Raw genomic sequence first — 20,774 nt, forward strand, 5'->3', positions numbered from 1 at the left:
TTTCGGCGAGCTTCCGGGGCCTTCAGGCCGGCCGGTCAGGAGCGGCCTGCAGAAGACTCCATGCTTCCCCGTCTGGGCCCGCAGGCCCTACGCCGAGCGCACTCTCCCGATGACCCGATCGTTTCCCGACCCGGTGAACCAGTCGCCCACACCCACCAGCGTCGCCTTCGTGGGGCTGGGCGCCCTCGGTGCCCCCATGGCCAGGAACCTCCTGGTTGCGGGATACCGCTTGCTGGTCCACAACCGTTGCCGTGCCAGGGAGGAGCCCATTGTGGCCGCCGGGGCACACTCGGCCACCAGCCCAGCCGACGCCGCGGCGGGCGCCGAACTGCTCTGCGTCTGCGTCAGTGATGGACCGGCTGTGGAGGCCGTGCTGCTCGGCCCCGACGGGGCGATCGAAGGGCTGCAGCCGGGATCCCTGGTGATCGACTTCTCCACGATCGCGCCTGCCACCAGCCGCCGGCTGGCCGCTCATTTAGCCGACCACGGGGTCGCCTACCTGGATGCCCCCGTGACGGGGGGCACCGAGGGCGCCGCTGCTGGAACCCTCTCGGTGCTGGTGGGAGCCGCCCCTGAGGACCTGGCCCGGGCCAGGCCCCTGCTGGAGGTGGTGGGGCAGCACATCAGCCACTTCGGGCCGGTGGGGGCGGGTCAGCAGGCCAAGGCCGTGAACCAGGTTCTGGTGGCGGGCAGCTACGGGGCTGTCGCCGAGGCGATGGCGCTGGGCAGTCGCCTGGGGCTGCCCATGCCCCAGGTGGTGGAAGCCCTCAAACCCGGGGCGGCGGGCTCCTGGGCCCTGGAGCACCGGGCCGGCCAGATGCTTGATGGCCACTACCCCCTGGGCTTCCGCCTGGCGCTGCACCGCAAGGATCTCGCCATCGCCCTGGAGGCTGCCGCTGCCGTGGATCTCTCCCTGCCCCTGGCCGAGCGGGTGGCCGCCATCGAAGACGCCCTGATGGCCAGGGGCCACGGCGACGACGACGTTTCAGCTCTGGCCCGTTGGTTCAGGGAGTGAGCTGGGCTTCAGAGGGTGAGCTGGGCCCGATCCGCCACCACCCGCACCCGCTTGGTGGCGCTCACGATTCCCTTGGGATGCACCATCAGCACGGCCCAGGTCTGTTCCCCTGGCGTGTAGGGGGCCTGCACCGTCTTGAACAGACCGCCGCCGCCGAGGGCCTCAAGCGCCAGGCTGGGGCTGTCCTGGGTCGCCACATCCTCGGGGCTGAGGGCCACGATCCCGCCCGCCGCAATCGCCCCTTCCAGGGGCTCATCAAAGATGACGTCCACGTCGTAGCGCTGGCCTGTCAGCACCACATCGGGGATCAGCAGGCTCACGGGTAACGGGGCGTCGCCGCTGCGCAGCACGGATTGCTCGTTGATCACCGTCTGGCCGGTGATGCGGCGGCCGTCACTTTCGATGGCGATCCGCTGCTCCGCTTCGAGGCGGTAGATGGTGGGCCCTTCGGAGCGGCTGCCGCTCACCTGCAGCATCACGGTGGCGCGGCCGTCGCGCAGGGGCTCGCCCGGGGTGAGAGTCCAGCGGGCATCGGGGAACTCGCGCAGCAAGCTGTTGCGGCGCCGCACCACGCCGCCTGGGTCCAGGCCCGGCCCGCCCTTCAGGAGAGCTTCCAGATCTCCCTGGCCATTGAGGGCGGCCTGCAGGGTCTCAAGCTGGGCCGCGAGCGGCGCGGCGGCGCGGGCCGGCGGGGCCAGCGGCGCCTCGAGGCCGAGCAACGGCAGCAGGATCGCCGCGCTCAGCAGCGCGGAGCGCAGGGAACGGTGCCGTGGGTGGCGCATGCTGCTGCTGGGACGGCTTTTAAGTTAGGCACCGTTGGTGGCCACGTCCATGCCCAGGCTCCTGATCGCGGCCAGTGGCACCGGTGGACATCTCTTCCCCGCCCTGGCCGTGGCCGAAGCCCTTCCACCCGGCTGGGACGTGCGCTGGCTGGGGGTGCCGGACCGGCTTGAGCGGGAGCTGGTGCCCAGGCGCTATCCCCTGCACACGGTGAAGGCGGGGGGGCTGCAGGGCCGGGGTCTGCGCAAGCTGCTCAACCTGCTGCGGCTGCTGGCGGCCATCGGCAGCGTGCGGCGGCTGCTCCGCCGCGAGCAGATCGATGCCGTGTTCAGCAGCGGCGGCTACATCGCCGCCCCGGCAATTCTGGCGGCCCGCTGGTGCGGCGTGCCCGTGGTGCTGCACGACAGCAACGCTGTGCCGGGACGGGTGACGCGGCTGCTGGGGCGGTTCTGCACGCGGCTGGCGGTGGGGTTGCCCCAGGCCGTGGCCCATCTGCCGGGTTGCCAGGTGCTGGTGACGGGCACTCCGGTGAGGCCGGAATTCCGCGCGCCCACCGCCCCCCCGGCCTGGCTGCCCGGCGGCGAGGGTCCGCTGCTGCTGGTGATGGGCGGCAGTCAGGGGGCCCTGGGCCTGAACCGGATGGTGCGGCCGCTGCTGCCCCGGCTGAGCGCAGCGGGGGTGAGGGTGGTGCACCTCACCGGCAGCAGTGATCCGGAGGCTGGCGCCCCCCTGCCCCCAGGGGTGGTGGAGCGGCCCTTCAGCGATGAGATGGCGGCTCTGCTGGAGGCCACGTCCCTGGCGATCAGCCGCTCCGGGGCTGGAGCCCTCAGCGAGCTGGCCGCCTGCCGTACCCCGGCCATCCTGGTGCCCTACCCCAGCGCCGCCGACCACCACCAGGACGCCAACGCCGAGGCGGCCGCGAGCCTGGCTGCGGCTGCGATCGTGCAGCAGCACGCCCCGGAGCTGCCCACCCTGGAGCGCGCCGTGTGGCGGCTGCTGGGCCCGCGCCTGCGCTGCGTGCCACCGGCAGCCGACCCCCTGACGGCCATGGCCCAGGGCATGGCCCGGCTGGACACCCCAGATGCCGATCGGCAGCTGGCCAGCCTGCTGGAGCAACTGGTGGCCCCCAGTCGAGCCCGCTCCCGTTCCCGCTCGCGCGCGTGATCCGCTTGAGTGCGGCTCTGAGTCAGTCGGTGGGGGGCAGCTCCTGGGCCAGCGCTGCCAACAGCCGCCGATGGCCGCGCCGGTCCTGCAGGCCGAGGCGCAGCCAGCTGGCTCCGAGCCCCTCGAACGATCGGCAGTCGCGCAGCAGGATGCCGTGGCGGCGCTCCATGGCCTGGCGCAGTTCCACCAGCGGGCCGCTGCCGCGCAGCAGCAGGAAGTTGGCCGCCGAGGGCATGGCCGTGAACTGGCTCCAGCGCCCGAGCTGCCGCCGCAGCCAGGGCTGCTCCTGGGCCAGCCAGCCATGCACCCGCCGGGTCCAGCCCGCCAGGGCCGACGGATCGGCCAGCAGCTGCTCCACCGCCGCCAGGGCGAGGCCGTTGACGGGCCAGGGATCGCGCCAGGCGGCCCAGCGCCGCAGCCGTTCGGGGCTGCCGAGGGCATAGCCGATGCGCAGGCCGGCGCAGGCCAGCAGCTTGGTGAGGCTGCGCACCACCACCAGGTTCGGATGGCGCTGCAGCAGGGGCAGCAGCGACTGGGCCTCCCCGCCCGGCACCAGGGGCAGGAAGGCCTCGTCGCACACCACCAGGCGGTGGCGCTCCAGCAGCGGTTCGAGGGAGTGGCGGCTCCACAGCTGGCCGGTGGGGTTGTGGGGGTTGCAGATCCACAGCACCTGGGCCTCGCCCGCTGGGCTGGGGCTGTCGGCGAGGGCCGGAAAGGGCTGGGGGAAGGCCTCGGGCCAGGTCAGCGGCAGGGGCAGCCCCTGCCACCGGCCGCCCCAGCAGGCCAGGGCCCGGCTGTAGTCGGCGAAACCCGGCTGGGGCACCAGGCTGAGCCCCGCTGCGGCGGCGTCGCGGCCCGCCCAGGTGAACAGTTCAGCGGCGCCATTGCCTGGCAGCACCTGGGCCGGCTCCAGCCCATGCAGTGCCGCCAGCTGCCCCCGCAGCCGCTGCCAGCCGCGGTCGGGGTAGACCTGCACGGCCGAACCGAGGGACGCCCCCAGCAGGGCACGGCGCAGGGCCCAGGGCGGCCCGAAGGGCACCAGGGAGGCGCTGGCATCGAGCAGTCGGCCGGGGGGCTGGCCCAGACGGGCGGCGGCGGCGGCCAGGTTGCCGCCGTGTCGCTCGCCTGTACCGCCGCTGTCCATGATCGAACGCTAGGCACGGGGCTTTGGCGCTATAACGCCAGCATTGGTGAGCCGGGCCATGACACGGGACTGGTGGGCATCCCGAAGCCTGGGCGCGCTCCGATCCAGCACCTTGATGCTGCTCGCCGCCCTCAGCCTGGGATCTCCTGCGCTGCTGGGCGGCTCCGCGCGCGCCTCTTCCACCGACGACCTGCTCCAGCTGCTGGAGCAGCGGCAGTGCCCGCGCTGCAACCTCACCGGCGCCGATCTGGTCCACGCCCGGTTGGAGGACGTGGACCTGCGCCAGGCCCGCCTGCAGCGCGCCAACCTCGGCCAGGCCAGGCTGGATGGCGCCCAGCTGATGGGGGCGGATCTGAGCTTCACCACCCTGCAGGGCGCCTCCCTGCGGGGCGCCGACCTGCGCGGCGCCCGGCTGGAGGGCACCGACCTGCGCCAGGCTGACCTGAGCGGTGCCCTGCTCGATCCGGGAGCCCTCTCCCGCGCCCACTGGCAGGGAGCCCGGGGGGTGGACCACGGCCAGCTGAGCTTCGGGGAACTGCACAACGCCGGCGTGCAGGCTGCCCAGCAGGGACGCTATCCGGAGGCGGAGCAGTTCTTCAGTTCGGCGATCCGGCAGCAACCCGCCGCGGCCGTGAGCTGGGTGGCCCGGGGCATCACCCGCGGTGAGCAGGGCAAGGCCCAGCAGGCCGCCAACGACTTCAACTACGCCGCCAGCCTCTACGCCGCCGGCGGCGAGGAGACCCAGGCGGCCCAGCTGCGCCAGGCCGCTGCCACCATCAGCGCGCCACCGGGCCAGCCGGGCGGAGGAGGCAATGGCCTTGGGGGGGCCCTGGTGGGCGGCACGGTGGGCGCTCTGCAGTTCCTGCTGCCCCTGGCCGCCAAGGCCTTCATGCCCCTGCCCTTCTGAGCCCCGCCCGCTCCGGCCCACTCCGCCCGCCCATGCGTTCCTCCGGCCCGGCTGGCCACCTGCTCCTGGCCGGCGGCGGCCACACCCATGCCCTGGTGCTGCTGCGCTGGGCCATGGGCCGCGGCCGGCGGCCCCAGCCGGGCCAGGTGAGCCTGGTGAGCCGGCACAGCACGGCCATCTACTCGGGCATGGTGCCGGGCCTGGTGGCGGGCCTCTACAGCCGCGACGAGGCCAGCATCGATCTGCGCCAGCTGTGCCAGCGGGCCGGCGTGGCCTTCATCCGCGCCGAGATCACCGGCCTCGATCCCCAGCGACGTCAGTTGCCTCTGCAGGGCCGCCCGCCGCTGCGCTGGGACTGGCTCAGCCTCGACGTGGGTGCCGTGACGGCCGGCACCAGCCCAGCGCCGGCCCTGGCTGTGAAGCCCCTGGAGCCTTTGCTCGCCTGGCTGGACGGCCTGGAGCCCCTCGATCGCAGACTGCGCATCCGGGGCGGCGGCGCCGCCGCCGTGGAGCTGGCCCTGGCCCTGCGCCGTCGTGGTCAGCAGGTGGAGCTGCTGTTGCGCGGCCAGGGGTTGCACCTCGGCTCGGGAGCAGCCAACCGGCTCGGAGAGCGGCTGCTGCGGGCCGCCCAGGTGGTGGTGCGCCGGGGCGTGGAACCTGAGGCGGCTGCCGATCTGGCCTGCACGGGAAGCGCCGCTCCCGCCTGGCTGGCCGCCGCCGGCCTGGCCTGTGATCGGCGCGGCCGGGTGCTCACCGAGGCCAGCCTGCAGGTGCAGGGCCACCCCGCGATCCTGGCCTGCGGCGACTGCGCCGTGCTGGCCGCGGCGCCCCGGGCGCCCTCGGGGGTATGGGCCGTGCGGGCGGCCCATACCCTCGCTGTGAACCTGGAGCGGCTGCTGGCGGCTGATCCTGCCCGCCTGCCAGCCCTGCGCCCCTGGCGGCCCCAGCGCTGGGCGCTGCAACTGCTCGGTGATGGCGGTGGTGCCACGGGCCGCCCCCCCCGGGCCATCGCCCTGTGGGGCCCCCTGGCGCTCGGCCCCAGCCGCTGGCTGTGGCGCTGGAAAGACCGCATCGACCGGCGCTTCATGCAGCGCTTTCTGCCCGATGGCGCCATGGCGCCCGGCCCCGCTGATGCCATGGCCTGCCGCGGCTGCGCCGCCAAGCTGCCGGCCGCACCGCTGCTGGCGGCCCTCGCCCAGAGCGGCCAGAGCACCTCGGCTGAAGACGCCGCCTCGGTGACGCGCACGGCCGACGGGGCGCTGCTGCTGCAGAGCGTGGATGGCTTCCCCGCCCTGGTGGCCGATGCCTGGCTCAACGCCCGCCTCTCCACCCTGCACGCCTGCAGCGACCTCTGGGCCAGCGGCGCCCAGGTGCACAGTGCCCTGGCGGTGCTGACCCTGCCCCAGGCCGCGGCCTCCCTGCAGCAGGAGCTGTTGCACCAGAGCCTGGCCGGGATCCGCTCGGTGCTGGAACCCCTGCAGGCTCCCCTGCTGGGCGGCCACACTCTGGAGGCCCGCGACGGCGGCGGCCTGGTGGTGGCCCTCAGCGTCAATGGGCTGGTGGAGCCGCGGCAGCACTGGCCCAAGGGGCCGCTGCAGCCAGGTGATGCCCTGTTGCTCAGCCGTCCGCTGGGCACGGGGGTGCTGTTCGCTGCCGCCATGGCCGGGGCGGCCCGGGCCCGCTGGATCGACGCCGCCCTCGAGCAGCTGCAGCAGAGCCAGGCCCCCCTGGTGCCCCTGCTGCGGCAGCACGGCTGCCGCGCCTGCACGGACGTGACCGGCTACGGGCTGCTGGGGCACCTGGGCGAGATGCTGGCGGCGAGTGGAGCCGGCCTGGAGGTGGTGTTGGCCGCAGGGGCTATTCCGAGCTTGGCGGGGGGTCTGGAGCTGCTGCAGCAGGGCCATGCCAGCAGCCTGGCACCGGCCAACGCCGGCGCCCTGGAGCTGCTGGCGGGCCCGGTGCGGCTGGAGCCTGGCGCCGCAGCCGGCCCAGGCAGGGCAGCCCAGGACACGGCCCTGCGGGCCCTGCTGATCGACCCCCAGACCTGCGGCCCCCTGCTGGCGGCCGTGCCGGGAGAGGAGGCAGAGGCCGCCGTTGCAAGCCTGCGCCTGGCGGGCTTCCCGGCTGCCGCCGTGGTGGGGAGGGTGCTGGGTTGACGGGCGCTGGGTTGAGCGGTGCTGGAAGATTGACGCCAATCCCCGTGCAGCCCTTGTCCGCCCTCACCCGCTGCCTGCAGGAGGAGGCCTCCGCGATCGCCGCGGCCGCCGAGCGTCTCGATCCCCAGCAGGTGGAGGCTGCGCTGGAGCTGCTGGAGAGCTGCCGCCAGCGCCGGGCCAAGCTGGTGGTGACAGGCGTCGGCAAGAGCGGCATCGTGGCCCGCAAGATTGCCGCCACCTTCTCCTCGATCGGCCTCACGGCGGTGTTTCTCAATCCCGTGGACGCCCTGCACGGCGACCTGGGCATCGTGGCCGCCGATGACGTGACCCTGCTGCTCTCCAACAGCGGCGAAACCGAGGAGCTGCTGGCGATCCTGCCCCACCTGAAGCGACGCGGCACCAGCCGCATCGCCCTGGTGGGACGGCTGGAGTCGAGCCTGGCGCGGGGTTGCGACCTGGTGCTCGACGGGGCGGTGGACCGGGAGGCCTGCCCCCTCAACCTGGCCCCCACCGCCAGCACGGCCGTGGCCATGGCCATCGGCGATGCCCTGGCGGCGGTGTGGATGGAGCGGGCCGGCATCTCGCCGGTGGACTTCGCCATCAACCACCCGGCCGGCTCCCTCGGCCGGCGCCTCACCCTCACGGTCGGCGACCTGATGGTGCCCGCCGCCGAGATCGAGGCCCTGCACCCGGAGGCGCGCCTGCCGGTGGTGATCGCCCACCTCACCCAGGGCAGTCCGGGCCGGGGCAGCCTCGGGGCGAGCTGGGTGCACGGCAGCGATCCCTCCCAGCTGGCGGGGCTGATCACCGACGGCGACCTGCGCCGCACCCTGCAGCGCCATGGCCCGGGCGACTGGGACCGGATCACCGCCGCCGAGATGGCCACCAGCGATCCGATCACCGTGACCCCCGACGTGCTGGCCGCCGAGGCCCTGGAGCTGATGGAGCGCAACCGCCGCCAGGCGATTTCGGTGCTGCCGGTGGTGTCGCCGCAGGATTCCAGCCAGCTTGTGGGGCTGCTGCGGCTGCATGATCTGGTGCGGGCCGGCTTCAGCTCCAGCTCCAGCTGAGTTCCCCCCACCCCTGACCCCGCCCAGTCCCCAGTTCCTCTCCCCCCTGGCCCTCCCGATGACCTTTCGCCTGATCGCCGGACCCTGCGTGATCGAGAGCCGCGATCTGGTGCTGCAGGTGGCCGAGCGGGTGAGCGAGCTCTGCAAGGAGCTGGGCATCAGCTATGTGTTCAAGGCCAGCTTCGACAAGGCCAACCGCAGCTCGGGCAAGTCGTTCCGCGGGCCCGGCGCCGAGGAGGGCCTGGGGATCCTCCAGGAGGTGCGGCAGCAGCTGGGCATCCCCGTGCTCACCGATATCCACGAGAGCCACCAGGCCGCCGCCGCCGCCCAGGCGGTGGATGTGCTGCAGATTCCCGCCTTCCTCTGCCGCCAGACCGACCTGCTTGAGGCCGCCGCCCAGGCGGTGGCCGGCACCGACAAGGTGGTGAACGTGAAGAAGGGCCAGTTCCTGGCGCCGTGGGACATGGCCCAGGTGGTGAACAAGCTGGGGGAGGGCGGCCTGACCCCCGAGAGCGGCCGCCTCTGGCTCACGGAGCGCGGCTCCAGCTTCGGCTACAACACCCTGGTGGTGGACTACCGCAGCGTGCCCCAGATGCAGGCCCTGGGCTGCCCGGTGATCTTCGATGCCACCCACGCCGTGCAGCAGCCGGGCGGCCAGGGCACCAGCTCCGGCGGCCAGCGGGAGTTCGTGGCGCCCCTGGCCCGGGCGGCGGTGGCGGCGGGGGTGGATGGGCTGTTCATGGAGGTGCACCCCGACCCCGACCAGGCCCTCAGCGACGGGCCCAACATGGTGCCCCTGCACCGGCTGGAGGCCCTGCTGCGCCAGCTGATGCAGCTGCGGGCCGTGGTGCAGGACGACCTGGCCGTCAGCAGCTACTGACGTCCATGGCCGCCCCCCTGCACGCCCTGCGCTCCCGCCTGCAGCGTCTGGCGATCGGGCCGCGGCTGGCGGCGGTGCAGCTGCTGGTGTGCGACGTGGACGGGGTGCTCACCGACGGCGGCCTCCACTACGACGAGGCCGGCGCTGTTGTGAAGCGCTTCGACGTGCGCGACGGCCTCGCCATCCGGCTGCTGCAGCAGGCCGGCCTCGAGGTGGCCCTGCTCAGCGGCGGCCGCAGCGGGGCGGTGGAGCACCGGGCCCGCCATCTGCAGATCCGCCACTGCCGCGTGGGGGTGGGCGACAAGCTGACGGGGCTGCGGCAGCTGCAGGCGGAGCTGGGCGCGGCGCCGGCCCACACGGCCTTCATCGGCGATGACCTCAACGATCTGGTGGTGCGGCCGGCGGCGGGGCTGCTGGTGGCGCCAGCCGATGCCGCCCGGGGCCTGCGCCGCCGGGCCGACTGGGTGCTGCGGCAACGGGGTGGCCACGGCGCCGTGCGGGAGCTGGCGGAGGCGCTGCTGCAAGCGCGCGGCGCCCTGCAGGCCCTGCACCGGCAGGGCTGGCGCGACGGCAACGGCTGATCAGGACAGTGCTGTGCTCAGGCTCCGGCGGCAGAGGAGCTCAGCCACCGCCTGGCTTGCTCCAGCTGCTCGGCGGTGTCCACCGAGAAGCAGTCCTGCTCCACCACGAAGGTGGCGATCGGCACGCCGGCCTCGATCAGCCTCAGCTGCTCCAGCTTCTCCAGCTGCTCCAACGGCGAAGGCGGCAAGGCCCCCCAGCCCGCCAGCACATCGGCTCGGTAGCCGTAGAGGCCCACGTGGCCCCAGTAGGTGGTGCGGCTGGCCCAGAGCTCGGGCGGCAGGTCGCGCACATGGGGCAGGGCGCTGCGGGAGAAGGTGATGGCCCGGCCGTCAACGGCTCGCAGCACCTTCACCACGTTGGGGTCGTGCAGCTTGGCGGCCTCGAGGGGGTACACGGGCGTCAGCACCGGCGGAGCCCCCAGGGCCCGGAAGCGCTCCACCATCGCCTCGATGATCGAGGGATCGAGCAGGGGCTGATCTCCCTGCACATTGATCACCAGGGTTTCGGCGGCGAGCCCGCCACCAGCTGCCACCAGCGCGTCGACCACCGAGGCCAGCCTCTCGCTGCCGCTGCTGCAGCACGGAGAGGTGATCAGGGCCGCAAACCCCCAGGCGGTCGCCGCCTCCCGCACCAGCTCGCTGTCGGTGCACACCACCAGGTGGTCCACCCCCCGGGCCTGGCCGCAGCGCTCGAGCACGTGGCGCAGCATCGGCCGGCCGGCGATGTCGGCGAGCACCTTGCCCGGCAGCCGCGAGGATTCCAGCCTCGCCGGAACGGCCACCACCACCGGGCAGGACATCACAGCGGCCAAGCGGGGTGATCGGCTGGGCGGATCCTATGGGGCGGTGAGCGGTGCGGTGCGGGGGGGCTGGCGAGTCCAGGCCACTCGCTGATGGCGTTACGGGTGGTGGTAGGAGACCGTGATGTGGGGGGCTCAAACACCCAGATCTGATTCTTTGTCTTGTCGGTGGTGAGATCGTTGTTTCGGTCGGTACAGAGATACTGTTCGCTGAAGTGCTCGTTGCGAATGCGGACTGCCTCGCCATAGTGAATGCTGTCTCCCTCGCGGCCACCCTGAGCCTTTTCGACAATCCCGTTCGTCTTGGATCTGTAGTCACTCCAGTCGTAGAGCTGACGCGCATCGTTGAAGGCCCCCAGATAGGTAAGCGTCTTCCACCTCCCCGACCAGAGCTCGGTGGTCTTGATGCAGAGGGTGCTGCCGTGGGGGAGCGGCCGGCTACCTCCTTCGAGTAGAAGCGTCTGGGCACCAAATCGCCACGCCCGAAGTCCGCGATGGAGACGAAATCCGGCACTCGCTCGGCCCATCACGCGGATGCGGCGGTTGGCGGAGGCCTCCCCTTTGACGAGCTCCAGAAAGGATGCCTTGAGGGCCGCACTCATCTGGATGTTCAATGCGACGGTGGAACTGACGACGTGGCTTGAAAAAACACCCGAGCGCCGATCAGCACTGAACGAAGCAGGTGGGTGCCATAGGTGGAGAAAAGCCACTCGGCGTCGGCTTTGGCAATCGCTTCAGCGGCTGCGGGCAGTAACGAAGCAACATCAGTAAGGTTCAGCCGGTGATAAGCCTGAACCACTTTGTTGGTGACGTGGATATTCTTGCTTGCCTGAAGCACATCGTCACTGAAGGCACTCGAGACTTCTCCAGAGAATCCTGCCACGCCGCCAGACAGCGAGATCTTGGCCGAATGCTGACTGAAGTGGCTGCTGTGGATCTCACCGTCAATCAGGCTTTTGTCAAGCTGGGGGCTTGAGCACACTGCGGGGATCCGCGTCGTAGCCCCAGCCCTCATCGCCTTTGCCCAGACATTCATGGGCGCCTTGGGCAGCGCGCTCAAGCGCCATTCAGGCGGCCGACTCCAGCCAATCTGCTCCCCGCTCCAGCGTCGTTGCAGAACTGGTTGGAGCGGCTTCCAGATGATCGGCGGTCTGAATCCAGGTCTGCCTTGGCCATCTACTGCACCTGGGATGTTCTTGTGATCGAGAAGTTGCCGGAGAGGTCCCGATACACGACGGCATTCCAGATTGTGTCGTTGTCAAGTTCAAAGGTGATGTCATAGTTCATGCCTTTGACCACCTGTTTCTTCACCTGCACGATGCGCTTGAGCTTGCCTGTGGTGTTCATGCGGTTGAGCACATACGCCACGGCATCTTTGGTGGCCTGATCGATCTCCGCTTCGCTCCATCCACCAGCCATCGCTTGGCTTGCGGGCCTCGCCTGGGGCACAACCAGTTCTTCAATGTCCTGAGATTTGACGCGATCCAGCGGAAGTCGAACAATCTCGTTTACGTCGAAATCAATCGCTTTGTAATCCAGCTGGCGGACCCGGCGGTTGTGCATTGTGTGGTATTGAAGAACCAGATTCTTGGTGTCATAGGCTGTGGTCCAGATGGTTGAGCTGCGCATGCCATCCTGATTCACTTCGCCTCCGCCTTCCGCTGCTGCTGTGCCAACGGTGAGGTTGAAATTGTCCAGAATCCGGAAGATCTCATACATCGTTTCTTCACCATCTTCTGTTTTTCGGGCTGTGCTGGCAAAGGCTGCGGCGCGGAGGAGACGCGAGGGTGAGGTGAGGTCACCCGGAAGGCCATAGAGGCGAGCACCAGCACCGAAATTCATGGTCTTGAGGCTTTCAACCTTGCGGTGAGGCAGCGGCACATCCACATTGGAATCATTGAGTAGGTTATTAATGTGCCAATCATAGTTGGGGCCATTAGCGATGACGCCGAGCGGAGCGTCGTGGATGGTTGTGATTCCCTTGGTGAACTCCACCACGATGGCCTTGCCGCTCTGGTCGGTCACCATGATGTGGACTGGTGGTGTGCCTCCAATCGCCTCCTCAAACACGCCAACCACGGAGATGCCGGCAAGGGCCCGACGCACTTCTTCGACTGTTTGGAAAGACGTCAGCAGATAGGGTGCCAGGGCAAGAATGGGAATGCTCTGGCTGGCTTTTCCTGGCTGATATTGAGCGTATTCAGCAAAGCCTTCATGGTAGAAAAGGTTCACGGTGAGACCCTTTTCATTCATGCCGTCAATCAACAGGTTTCGTTCCAGCACATCAAGGCCGACAGTGCCGTACTTGGTGGTCCACCCCAGCCCTTTCTGGCCGTCGGGCATCTCGGTTTGAAGGTCATAGCTGCGAGGAATGATCACCACTCGCGATCTCAGATCAAAGGTGCCCCATTCCTGGGTGCGACCAAACACCACCGCTCCGTCTGCCGCGACCAGCGTAATCCCGGTGCAGGCCTCTGCTTCCTGGAAAGAGGCTAGGGAGACCAGCCCAGCCATCAAGACATTGCACAAGTTCCGAAACTTCATGCTTTCTTTTATGAAGGCTTCGTATCACACTATCAGCCGAAGTGCGCAGTGCCACAGTTCCTTTCCTTCATAGACGTAGCGCCACCAATCGCTGCTAGGCCTGTACGGAACTGGGCAGGTAGGGGAATGATGCGTGAGGTGGGTGCCTTTTATTGGACAGCTCTGGCTGTAGCCGGCCAAGGGGGGCTTAAGAACTCAGGCTTTGCTGTAGAGCTAGTAGGAAATAATCCTTGGACTAGGCCTATATCCACAGTGGTATAGCCCTGCCAAGGAGGCACCACAACACAACGATCAGCGGAGAGACCCGCCACACAGCAAGCAGCCCGAAGGCCACCAAGACAATCGCCAGGTCCCCTGCCCCCTGAATTCCTGAAATCAGTACCGGGTTATAGAGGGCAGCACCCAGCAGGCCCACCACGGCTGCGTTTACGCCCGCGATGGCCCTGGCCACCGAGGCGCTGTGCGATACGGCATGCCAGAAGGGAAGCAGGCCGGCGACCAGCAGGAAGCCAGGCAGGAAGATGAACACAAGCGCCACAGCTGCCGTGACAACCGGACTGCTGCCTGCCGCCATCACAGCGCCCAGATAGGCCGAAAAGGCAAACATCGGCCCCGGCATGGCCTGGGCCGCTCCATAGCCGGCCAGGAACTGCTCAGGTGTCACCCAGCCGGTCGCCACCACGGACTCCTCCAGCAAGGGCAGCACGACGTGGCCGCCTCCAAACACCAGGGCTCCTGCCCGATAAAAGGCTTCCGCCACGGCGGGCCATCGGTCGCTGGCCGTGGCCACCAGGGGCAGGCCGATCAGCAGCGCGGCAAAGGCCAGCAGGAGCAGGCCGCCGCTGCGACTTCCGTACGGCACCGCAAGGGCAACGGCGTCTCTGGGGGTGCTGGTGCTGAGCAGCACCGTTCCCGCCATCGCGGCCAGCCCGACCACGACGAGTTGGACCCAGGCCGCTCCCGCCAGCAGCAGCGTGGCCGCCGCCAGGATGGCGATGGTTCGTCTGGCCGCATCGGGGCAGAGCTTGCGGGCCATGCCCAGAACGGCGTCGGCCACCACGGCACAGGCCACCAGCCTGAGGCCGTGAATCTCAGCCACACCCACCGGGCCCGACAGCCTTGGCAGCACCGTCGCCAGCCCCACCAGTGCCAGCGCCGAAGGCAAGGTGAAGGCCACAAAGGCGGCCAGCGCCCCGAGCCAGCCGGCTCGCAGCAAGCCAAGACTGAAGCCCAGCTGGCTGCTGGCCGGACCTGGCAAAAACTGACAGATCGCCAGGAGTTGGCCGAACTGTTCCTCACCCAGCCAGCGCCGCCGTTCCACAAGCTCGGCTCTGAAATAGCCCAGATGGGCAATCGGCCCGCCAAATGAGGTGAGGCCGAGTTTGAGGAACACCCAGAACACTTCGTTTGGCGTTCTGGGCTTCAGGACGCTCTGCTGTCCTTCATCCATGCAACGAGCTTCGACTGTGGATGACTAACGTGGAATGAAGGAAGAGCGCTCCAGCCAAGCTGTTGGAGGCGGATGGAGATGATAATTCCCCCCCCCCGTGCAGAGCAGCTGTCCGGGTGAGCAACTTGTGTGTTCCCGATCACATGCACTCCCAAGGGTGCATCCCAGACCCGCAACTCAAGTCCTACAGCCTCTCCTGCTCGAGTCGCTCGGCTCGCAGCTGTCGCAGCCGCTCCCCCAGCCCAGGCCCCGGCGCCTGTCCCTGGGCGATCAGTTCCCTGGCCGCCAGCGGCGATTGGAGGTCCCGCCAGCGCAGCCACCAGCGCAGCAGTGGCCGGCGAGCGCCGCTGCCCGTGACCAACGCCAGCGCCACGGCCTCGGGGGCGATCCCGGGGGTCTCCAGCACGGCACACCAGGACACCACCGAGCGCGGCGCCGCCTCGCCGCCCAGCGCCGCCAGGGCGGCCCGCAGCTGTAGCCACTGGGCCAGCAGGCGGTGCTGGCGGTGGGGCAGCTGCAGCCGCTCGGCCAGGGCGAGGGGATCGGCGGCCCCGGCCACCAGGGCCGCCAGCAGCGGCAGGCCGGCCCGCTGGGCCCAGCGCAGGCGGCGGTGCCAGTGGTGATCGGCCTGCAGCTGGGCATCCAGCAGGGCCAGACCACCCCAGTTCTGCAGCAGCGCCAGGGCCTGGGGCCAGGGTTCACGCCGCAGCAGCAGCTCCAGCTCCATGCGCAGCCGGGTGCCGAGGGCGGCTGGCGCCTGGCCCGGCCGCTCGCCGGAATGCCAGGCCCAGGGCCAGGCCGCCAGGGTGCGCCGGGCCTGCTCCCGGCTGCCGGCCTCCAGCTGGAACCCCAGCCGGGCCCCATAGCGGGCGCCGCGCACCAGCCGGCTGGGGTCGTCCCGCAGGCTGTGGGGGTGCAGCAGCCGCAGTTGCCGCCGCTGCAGGTCGGCCTGGCCGCCATGGGGGTCGAGCAGCTCACCGCTGGCCAGATCCAGGGCGATGGCATTGATCGTGAAGTCGCGGCGGGCCAGGTCGTCGGCGAGCCGGCCCGGCACCACCTTCGGGTTCTCGCCCGGTTGCGGGTAGGTCTCGCGGCGGGCGGTGGCCAGATCCAGCAGCACCGTCTGCCCCTCGAGTTGCAGCTCCAGCTCCACCGTGCCGAAGGCCCCGTGCTCCTGGGCCCCCCGCAGGGCCCCCGGTGGCAGGGCCGCCTGCAGCCGCCGCACCAGGGCGCTGGCGGAGCCATCCGCCACCAGATCCAGGTCGGGCACGCCGCGCCAGGGGTCGTTGTGCACCCGGTGCAGCAGCAGATCGCGCACGGCGCCCCCCACCAGCGCCAGCCGCTGCCCGGAGGCCTCTCCCTGCCGCGCCACCGCGGCCAGGGCGGCCGAGAGCACCGCGGGAATGCCGGGAACGTCCAAGGTTTCGGCTCAGAGTGGCTCGATCGGCGCCAGGCGCGGATCGAGGATCTTGGGGCCCATGCCCTCGAACTTCACGGCGATCGAGATCTTCTCGCCGCTGCCGAACAGGTGGGTCACGTGCCCCTCCCCGAAGGAGCTGTGGCGCAGCCGATCCCCCACCGCCCAGGTTTTGCCGCCACCGCCGCCAATCGCGGACCCGCGGCGGCGCACGGCGTTGGCCGGCACCCCGCCGGCGCCGCCGGCCGCCACCTGGCGGCTCTCCTGGCGATCCACCCGGGTGAGGCGATCCAGCCGCTGCTCACGGCGGATGGCGGCGCCGCCGCTGCGGGGGATGTCGCCCTGCACCAGCTCCTCGGGCAGCTCGGCCAGGAACACCGACGGCACCGCCGGCTCGCGCATGCCACCCCAGAGGCGCCGCTCGCTGGCATGAGAGAGGAACAGCCGCTCCTTGGCGCGGGTGAGGCCCACATAGCAGAGGCGGCGCTCCTCCTCCATGGCCGAGGGATCCTCCAGGGAGCGGTAGCTGGGGAACAGGCCCTGCTCCATCCCCACCAGGAACACCACCGGGAACTCCAGCCCCTTGCTGGCGTGCAGGGTCATCAGCGTCACCCGGTCCTGCTGGGTGTCCTTGCTGTCGGCGTCACTGGCCAGGGCCGCTGAGGCCAGGAAATCCTCGAGCGAGCCCTCCTCGTTCTCCTCCTGGTACTGCAGGGCGGCGTTGACCAGCTCGTTGAGGTTGCGGCGCCGGTCTTCCGCCTCATCGGTGCCCTCGGTGATCAGTTCGGCCAGGTAACCGCTCTGCTCCATCACCCGCTGCACCAGCTCCGAGGGGGCCGCGTCCTGGCTGCGGGCCTGCAGGTCGCTGATCAGTTCGCGGAACTGCAGCAGCCCCCGGGCGGAGCGCCCCCCCAGGGAGCGCACGGCCTCGGCGTCACTCACCACCTCCCAGAGGGGAATGCCAAGCTGGTTGGAGGCGTCGGTGAGACGCTCGATCGTGGTCTTGCCGATGCCGCGCTTGGGGGTGTTGAGCACCCGCAGCAGGCTCACGGTGTCGGCTGGATTCACCAGCAGCTTCAGGTAGGCGAGCATGTCCTTGATCTCGCGCCGGTCGTAGAAGCGCAGCCCCCCCACCACGATGTAGGGGATGCCCCAGCGCACCAGCGATTCCTCCATCGCCCGGCTCTGGGCGTTGGTGCGGTAGAGCACGGCCATGTCACCCCAGCGCAGCTCGTCGTGGGCGGCATCGAGCAGGCGCATGCGCTGCACCACCGCCTCGGCCTCGGCGATCTCGTCGTCGCAGCGGGTGAGGTGGATCGGCTCGCCCTCGCCGCGGGTGGGGCGCAGCACCTTGTCGATGCGCTCGGTGTTGTGGGCGATCAGGGCGTTGGCGGCCGCCAGGATCGTGGCGGTGGAGCGGTAGTTCTCCTCCAGCTTCACCATCGTGCGGGTGGCCTCATCGGCGGCGCCATCGCCGAAGTCGTCCTGAAAGCCCATCAGGATCGTGAAGTCGGCGGCACGGAAGCTGTAGATGCTCTGGTCGGCGTCGCCCACCACGAACACCGAACGGCCCTGCCAGTTGGCGTAGGTGTCCGGGTCCTGGCCGTCGGTCACCAGCAGCTTGATCAGGTCGTACTGGGTGCGGTTGGTGTCCTGGTATTCATCCACCAGCACATGGCGGAAGCGGCGGTGCCAGTAATGCCTCACCTGCTCGTTCTGGCTGAGCAGCTGCACCGGCAGCAGCAGCAGATCATCGAAGTCGAGAGCGTTATTGGCGGCCAGGGCGCGGCGGTAGCGGCGGTAGGTCTCGGCCATCAGCTTGCCCCGCTGGCCGCCGGCATCGGCCTCCAGCTGCTCCGGCAGCCAGCCCTGGTTCTTGGCGTTGCTGATCGCCCAGCGCACATTCTTGGGCTCGAAGCGCTTGGGGTCGAGGCCCAGCTCCTGGGTCACGATCTCCTTCACCAGGCTCTGGGCGTCGCCCTCGTCGTAGATCGAGAACTGGCGCGTCCAGCTGAGCCCCTCGGGATCGCGGAACTTGTCGATGTCGAAGCGCAGCAGCCGGGCGAACAGGGCGTGGAAGGTGCCGATCCAGAGATCCTTGATCACCTCGCGGTAGATGCGGCTGCGCAGCTGGCGCTGCTCCTGGGGCGGCAGGGTGCTCCAGGGCTGGCCGAACTGGCTCTGGGCCAGCTTCTGGGCCAGCAGCAGCTCCAGCCGCTCCTTCATCTCCCGGGCCGCCTTGTTGGTGAAGGTCACCGCCAGCAGCTCGGCCGGATCGGCGCCGTGGTGGCCGATCAGGTGGGCGATGCGGTGGGTGAGCGCCCGGGTCTTGCCGCTGCCCGCCCCCGCCACCACCAGCAGGGGCCCGGTGTGGTGGTCCACCGCCTTGCGCTGGGCGTCGTTGAGGCCGGCCAGGAAGGCGCTCATCCAAGGGCCAGAAGTGCTGGCCGCACCCTAGGCACCGCCCCGCGCCAGCACCCGCCCCAGCCGGGCTCGCCAGCGCCGGGTCTGCAACCGCCACAGCGGCGGGGCCTCAAGGGGAGGCTCCCCCGCCAGCAGCCGGTCCCAGTGGTCGTTCACCAGGCTGAGGGCGTCGCGCCAGCGCTCCAGCAGGGCCACTTCGCTGCTGGTCACCAGCAGCGCCTCAAGGTCAGCCGCCGGGGCTCGCCAGGCCGCCGGATCGGCCACGGCGGCACAGATCCGCTCCAGGTCGGCGCTGAGGGTGCCGCAGCCGAGCTGGTGGCCCAGGCGGCCGGGGTCGAGGCTGTCGGCCAGGGCGTGGTTGAAGCTGCTGAACAGCACGCAGCCGCAGGCCAGGGCCTCCAGCGGCGGCAGCCCGAAGCCCTCGCTCACCCCGCTGACGCGCCAGTGGTCGGCGGAGTCGTAGAGCACCACGGCGGCGCTGTTGAACAGGTCCACCAGATCGTCCACCCAGCCGCTCTGCACCTCCACCCGCAGCCCCCGCCGCCGCAGGGCCGGCACCAGCTCCTGCAGCAGGTAGGCGCTGCTCTTGCGCTGCTGCACGAGCACATCCACCGGCCGGGGACCGGAGCCGTCACGGCGGCCCCGCTGCAGCCACATCGGCGCCAGCGCATTCGGCACCAGGGCCAGGGGATTGCGGCTGGCCCACTGGCCCCAGTAGCCGAGCGTGTTGCGGCTCACCGCCAGCACCGGCACCCCCGGCGGCAGCCGGAAGCCGTAGCCGCTGCTGTGGGCGTGGTAGGCCACCGGACGGCCCCGCAGGGCCCGCAGCTGGCCGGGCACCTCAAAGCCCCAGCTCACGATCCAGAGCACCTGCCGGGCTGCGGGCGACCCCAGGGGTTCGGCGCGCAGCAGGTCGGCCAGAAAGGGCCGCTCAGGCTCCCGCCGCCGGTAGGTCACCACCTCGGTGGGAGCCAGCTGCTGCAGCAGGCGGGCAGTCTGCAGTTCCACCAGCAGGCCGCCGCCCCTCAGCCGGCCGCCGGTGCCGGGCACCAGGACTCGAAGCGATCGCAAGGGCCGGGGGCACAGGCCCACCGACTCTGCCGCAGGCGGGGCTCAGGCCCCAGCAGTCAGGGCCAAGCGCTCAGGCGGCGACGGCTTCGGTGCTGCCGCTGCGCTGGCGGCGGGTGAGGAAGCCGAACAGCACCTTGCCGATGGCGGCCACCAGGTTGCCTTCCAGTTCCTGGAACATCTTCATGTTCAGGTGGAAGGCCTGGTTGGCCTCGGCCACGATGCGATCGGCCGTGGCCTGGTCGATCGGCAGTTGGTCGAGGGTGGCGCGGTAGTTCACCTTGAAGGCCTTCTCATCGGGAATGGCCGCGAACTCGTAGAAGCGCAGGCCGTCGTGCTCACCCAGGTTCATCGCCTTCTGGGCGATGTTCTTGAGGATCTGGCCGCCGGAGAGATCGCCGATGTAGCGGGTGTAGTGGTGACCCACCAGCAGCTCAGGGCTCTCCTTGGCCACCTGGTGCAGCCGCGCCACGTACTCCTGGGCGGCGGGGGTGGCCTTGACGGAACTGCGCCAGTCGGGGCCGAAGTAGAAGGCGAGATCCTGCTCGAGGGTGTCGCGGCGGTTGAGTTCGGGGAAGGCCACCGGGCCCACCACGGGATGGTCGCGCAGGCCGGCGAGCTCCTCCTCCATGGCCGAGTACACGAAGTAGAGATCGGCCACCAGGGTGCGGTAGCTGACCTTGTCCACCACGCCCTTGAGGAAGCAGCTCACGAAGCCGGTGTTCTCCGCCATCGTGTGGGCCTTTTTGGTGCCTTCACGCAGCTGGGAAGCGAGAGCAACGGACATGACCGGTGGGGACTTGCAGCGGGCTGGACGTCACGGTAAGCGTGGCGTTTGCCTGCGGGGTTCCCAGATTGCGAAGGGTTACGCGGCGCAGGCGCCGCTGGCCTCGAACAGGTCGAAGAGCTCGCGGCAGAACTGCTGCAGCTTGGCCACGGTGGCGGCGTCCGGCAGGTGGCTGCCGGTGGGATCCCAGTGGCCCAGGGTGGCCATCCGCCAACGCTCAGACTCGTAGGTGAGGCCCCGGATCAGCACGCCGATCAGGCGCGGCCTGCCGGCCGGGGAGCCGGGGGCGGAGGCCAGGCGCAGCTGCACCAGGAAGGAGCGGCACTGGCTTCGGGGGCTCCAGCCGGGCAGGTGAAAGGAGAGGTCGAGGCTCTCCTGGTCGTCGAACTGGCGGGTGCAGGGATCGTCGCGCCAGGGCTTGAGATTGGCTCGGGCATCAGGGAAGTGCACCCGGAACAGGGCCGCCGCTGAGGCGATCGCCTGGGCCAGTTCCAGATTTCTGGCCTGATCCGCAGCGTTCATGCCGTTTCCCCTGAGCAGAACGCCGTAGGGGCGAAACCTAGGCTCCCCGCACCCTCCAGTGCCGC

At 70.2% G+C, this 20,774-nt stretch carries 19 protein-coding genes; 7 read left to right on the forward strand and 12 right to left on the reverse strand.

The genetic code is table 11. The features are described from left to right. Nucleotides 1–109: 109 nt before the first annotated feature. A complete protein-coding gene (locus ACWJIO_RS08850; RefSeq protein WP_480312902.1) occupies nucleotides 110–1,015 on the forward strand; it encodes an NAD(P)-dependent oxidoreductase in 906 nt (301 codons plus the stop codon). Between the two features lie 8 nt (nucleotides 1,016–1,023). Here ACWJIO_RS08850 and ACWJIO_RS08855 read toward each other — a convergent pair whose 3' ends face one another. Continuing rightward, complete coding sequence (locus ACWJIO_RS08855; RefSeq protein ID WP_480312903.1) at nucleotides 1,024–1,797, reverse strand: hypothetical protein; 774 nt, start codon at nucleotides 1,795–1,797, stop codon at nucleotides 1,024–1,026. 49 nt (nucleotides 1,798–1,846) lie between these two features. Between ACWJIO_RS08855 and ACWJIO_RS08860 the strand changes: the two genes are divergently transcribed. Continuing rightward, a complete protein-coding gene (locus ACWJIO_RS08860) occupies nucleotides 1,847–2,959 on the forward strand; it encodes a UDP-N-acetylglucosamine--N-acetylmuramyl-(pentapeptide) pyrophosphoryl-undecaprenol N-acetylglucosamine transferase (protein WP_480312904.1) in 1,113 nt (370 codons plus the stop codon). 22 nt (nucleotides 2,960–2,981) lie between these two features. On the opposite strand, the gene ACWJIO_RS08865 is transcribed toward ACWJIO_RS08860, so the two are convergent. Next, complete coding sequence (locus ACWJIO_RS08865; protein WP_480312905.1) at nucleotides 2,982–4,103, reverse strand: pyridoxal phosphate-dependent aminotransferase; 1,122 nt, start codon at nucleotides 4,101–4,103, stop codon at nucleotides 2,982–2,984. A gap of 115 nt (nucleotides 4,104–4,218) precedes the next feature. On the opposite strand from ACWJIO_RS08865, the gene ACWJIO_RS08870 reads away from it, so the two are divergent. The 5 genes from ACWJIO_RS08870 to ACWJIO_RS08890 are packed head-to-tail and all read left to right on the forward strand — an operon-like array spanning nucleotide 4,219 to nucleotide 9,697. Next, nucleotides 4,219–5,010: a pentapeptide repeat-containing protein gene (locus ACWJIO_RS08870; protein WP_480312906.1), complete on the forward strand. Its 792-nt coding sequence runs from the start codon at nucleotides 4,219–4,221 to the stop codon at nucleotides 5,008–5,010. A 32-nt stretch (nucleotides 5,011–5,042) separates the two neighbouring features. Further along, on the forward strand, nucleotides 5,043–7,166 hold the full coding sequence (selD, locus tag ACWJIO_RS08875; RefSeq protein WP_480312907.1) for a selenide, water dikinase SelD: 2,124 nt from the start codon (nucleotides 5,043–5,045) through the stop codon (nucleotides 7,164–7,166). A 53-nt stretch (nucleotides 7,167–7,219) separates the two neighbouring features. Next, entirely contained in the window at nucleotides 7,220–8,236 is a 1,017-nt protein-coding gene (locus tag ACWJIO_RS08880; RefSeq protein WP_480312909.1) for a KpsF/GutQ family sugar-phosphate isomerase, read from the forward strand. Between the two features lie 58 nt (nucleotides 8,237–8,294). Continuing rightward, the gene (kdsA, locus tag ACWJIO_RS08885; RefSeq protein WP_480312910.1) at nucleotides 8,295–9,116 is read left to right on the forward strand and encodes a 3-deoxy-8-phosphooctulonate synthase; all 822 of its coding nucleotides are present in this window, start codon (nucleotides 8,295–8,297) and stop codon (nucleotides 9,114–9,116) included. A 5-nt stretch (nucleotides 9,117–9,121) separates the two neighbouring features. Next, nucleotides 9,122–9,697 carry a KdsC family phosphatase gene (locus ACWJIO_RS08890; RefSeq protein WP_193913024.1) on the forward strand — a complete coding sequence of 192 codons (576 nt, stop codon included), beginning with the start codon at nucleotides 9,122–9,124 and terminating at the stop codon, nucleotides 9,695–9,697. A 17-nt stretch (nucleotides 9,698–9,714) separates the two neighbouring features. Here ACWJIO_RS08890 and kdsB read toward each other — a convergent pair whose 3' ends face one another. From kdsB to ACWJIO_RS08940, 10 genes are all read right to left on the reverse strand, one after another. After that, nucleotides 9,715–10,497: a 3-deoxy-manno-octulosonate cytidylyltransferase gene (kdsB, locus tag ACWJIO_RS08895; RefSeq protein ID WP_480312912.1), complete on the reverse strand. Its 783-nt coding sequence runs from the start codon at nucleotides 10,495–10,497 to the stop codon at nucleotides 9,715–9,717. Continuing rightward, nucleotides 10,497–11,099, reverse strand: coding sequence for a hypothetical protein (locus tag ACWJIO_RS08900; RefSeq protein WP_480312914.1), 603 nt, complete (start codon nucleotides 11,097–11,099; stop codon nucleotides 10,497–10,499). Before ACWJIO_RS08900 ends, kdsB begins: the two co-directional genes overlap by 1 nt. Nucleotides 11,100–11,107: 8 nt before the next feature. Then, nucleotides 11,108–11,557 (reverse strand): hypothetical protein, encoded by a 450-nt coding sequence (locus ACWJIO_RS08905; protein ID WP_480312916.1) that lies wholly within the window; start codon nucleotides 11,555–11,557, stop codon nucleotides 11,108–11,110. Nucleotides 11,558–11,673: 116 nt separating this feature from the next. Further along, nucleotides 11,674–13,011, reverse strand: coding sequence for a linear amide C-N hydrolase (locus ACWJIO_RS08910; RefSeq protein WP_480312918.1), 1,338 nt, complete (start codon nucleotides 13,009–13,011; stop codon nucleotides 11,674–11,676). A gap of 271 nt (nucleotides 13,012–13,282) precedes the next feature. Further along, the gene (chrA, locus tag ACWJIO_RS08915; protein ID WP_480312920.1) at nucleotides 13,283–14,443 is read right to left on the reverse strand and encodes a chromate efflux transporter; all 1,161 of its coding nucleotides are present in this window, start codon (nucleotides 14,441–14,443) and stop codon (nucleotides 13,283–13,285) included. 232 nt (nucleotides 14,444–14,675) lie between these two features. Beyond that, on the reverse strand, nucleotides 14,676–15,911 hold the full coding sequence (locus ACWJIO_RS08920; protein WP_480312921.1) for a tRNA nucleotidyltransferase/poly(A) polymerase family protein: 1,236 nt from the start codon (nucleotides 15,909–15,911) through the stop codon (nucleotides 14,676–14,678). Nucleotides 15,912–15,920: 9 nt separating this feature from the next. Next, the gene (locus ACWJIO_RS08925) at nucleotides 15,921–18,335 is read right to left on the reverse strand and encodes a UvrD-helicase domain-containing protein (RefSeq protein WP_480312923.1); all 2,415 of its coding nucleotides are present in this window, start codon (nucleotides 18,333–18,335) and stop codon (nucleotides 15,921–15,923) included. Nucleotides 18,336–18,362: 27 nt separating this feature from the next. Further along, nucleotides 18,363–19,382 (reverse strand): glycosyltransferase, encoded by a 1,020-nt coding sequence (locus tag ACWJIO_RS08930; protein WP_480312924.1) that lies wholly within the window; start codon nucleotides 19,380–19,382, stop codon nucleotides 18,363–18,365. Between the two features lie 91 nt (nucleotides 19,383–19,473). Then, nucleotides 19,474–20,187, reverse strand: coding sequence for a biliverdin-producing heme oxygenase (locus tag ACWJIO_RS08935; RefSeq protein ID WP_480312926.1), 714 nt, complete (start codon nucleotides 20,185–20,187; stop codon nucleotides 19,474–19,476). Nucleotides 20,188–20,265: 78 nt separating this feature from the next. Next, complete coding sequence (locus ACWJIO_RS08940; RefSeq protein ID WP_480312928.1) at nucleotides 20,266–20,709, reverse strand: hypothetical protein; 444 nt, start codon at nucleotides 20,707–20,709, stop codon at nucleotides 20,266–20,268. Nucleotides 20,710–20,774: the final 65 nt, after the last annotated feature.

This window comes from Paraciimarium castrense LEGE 11436 (assembly GCF_056633055.1).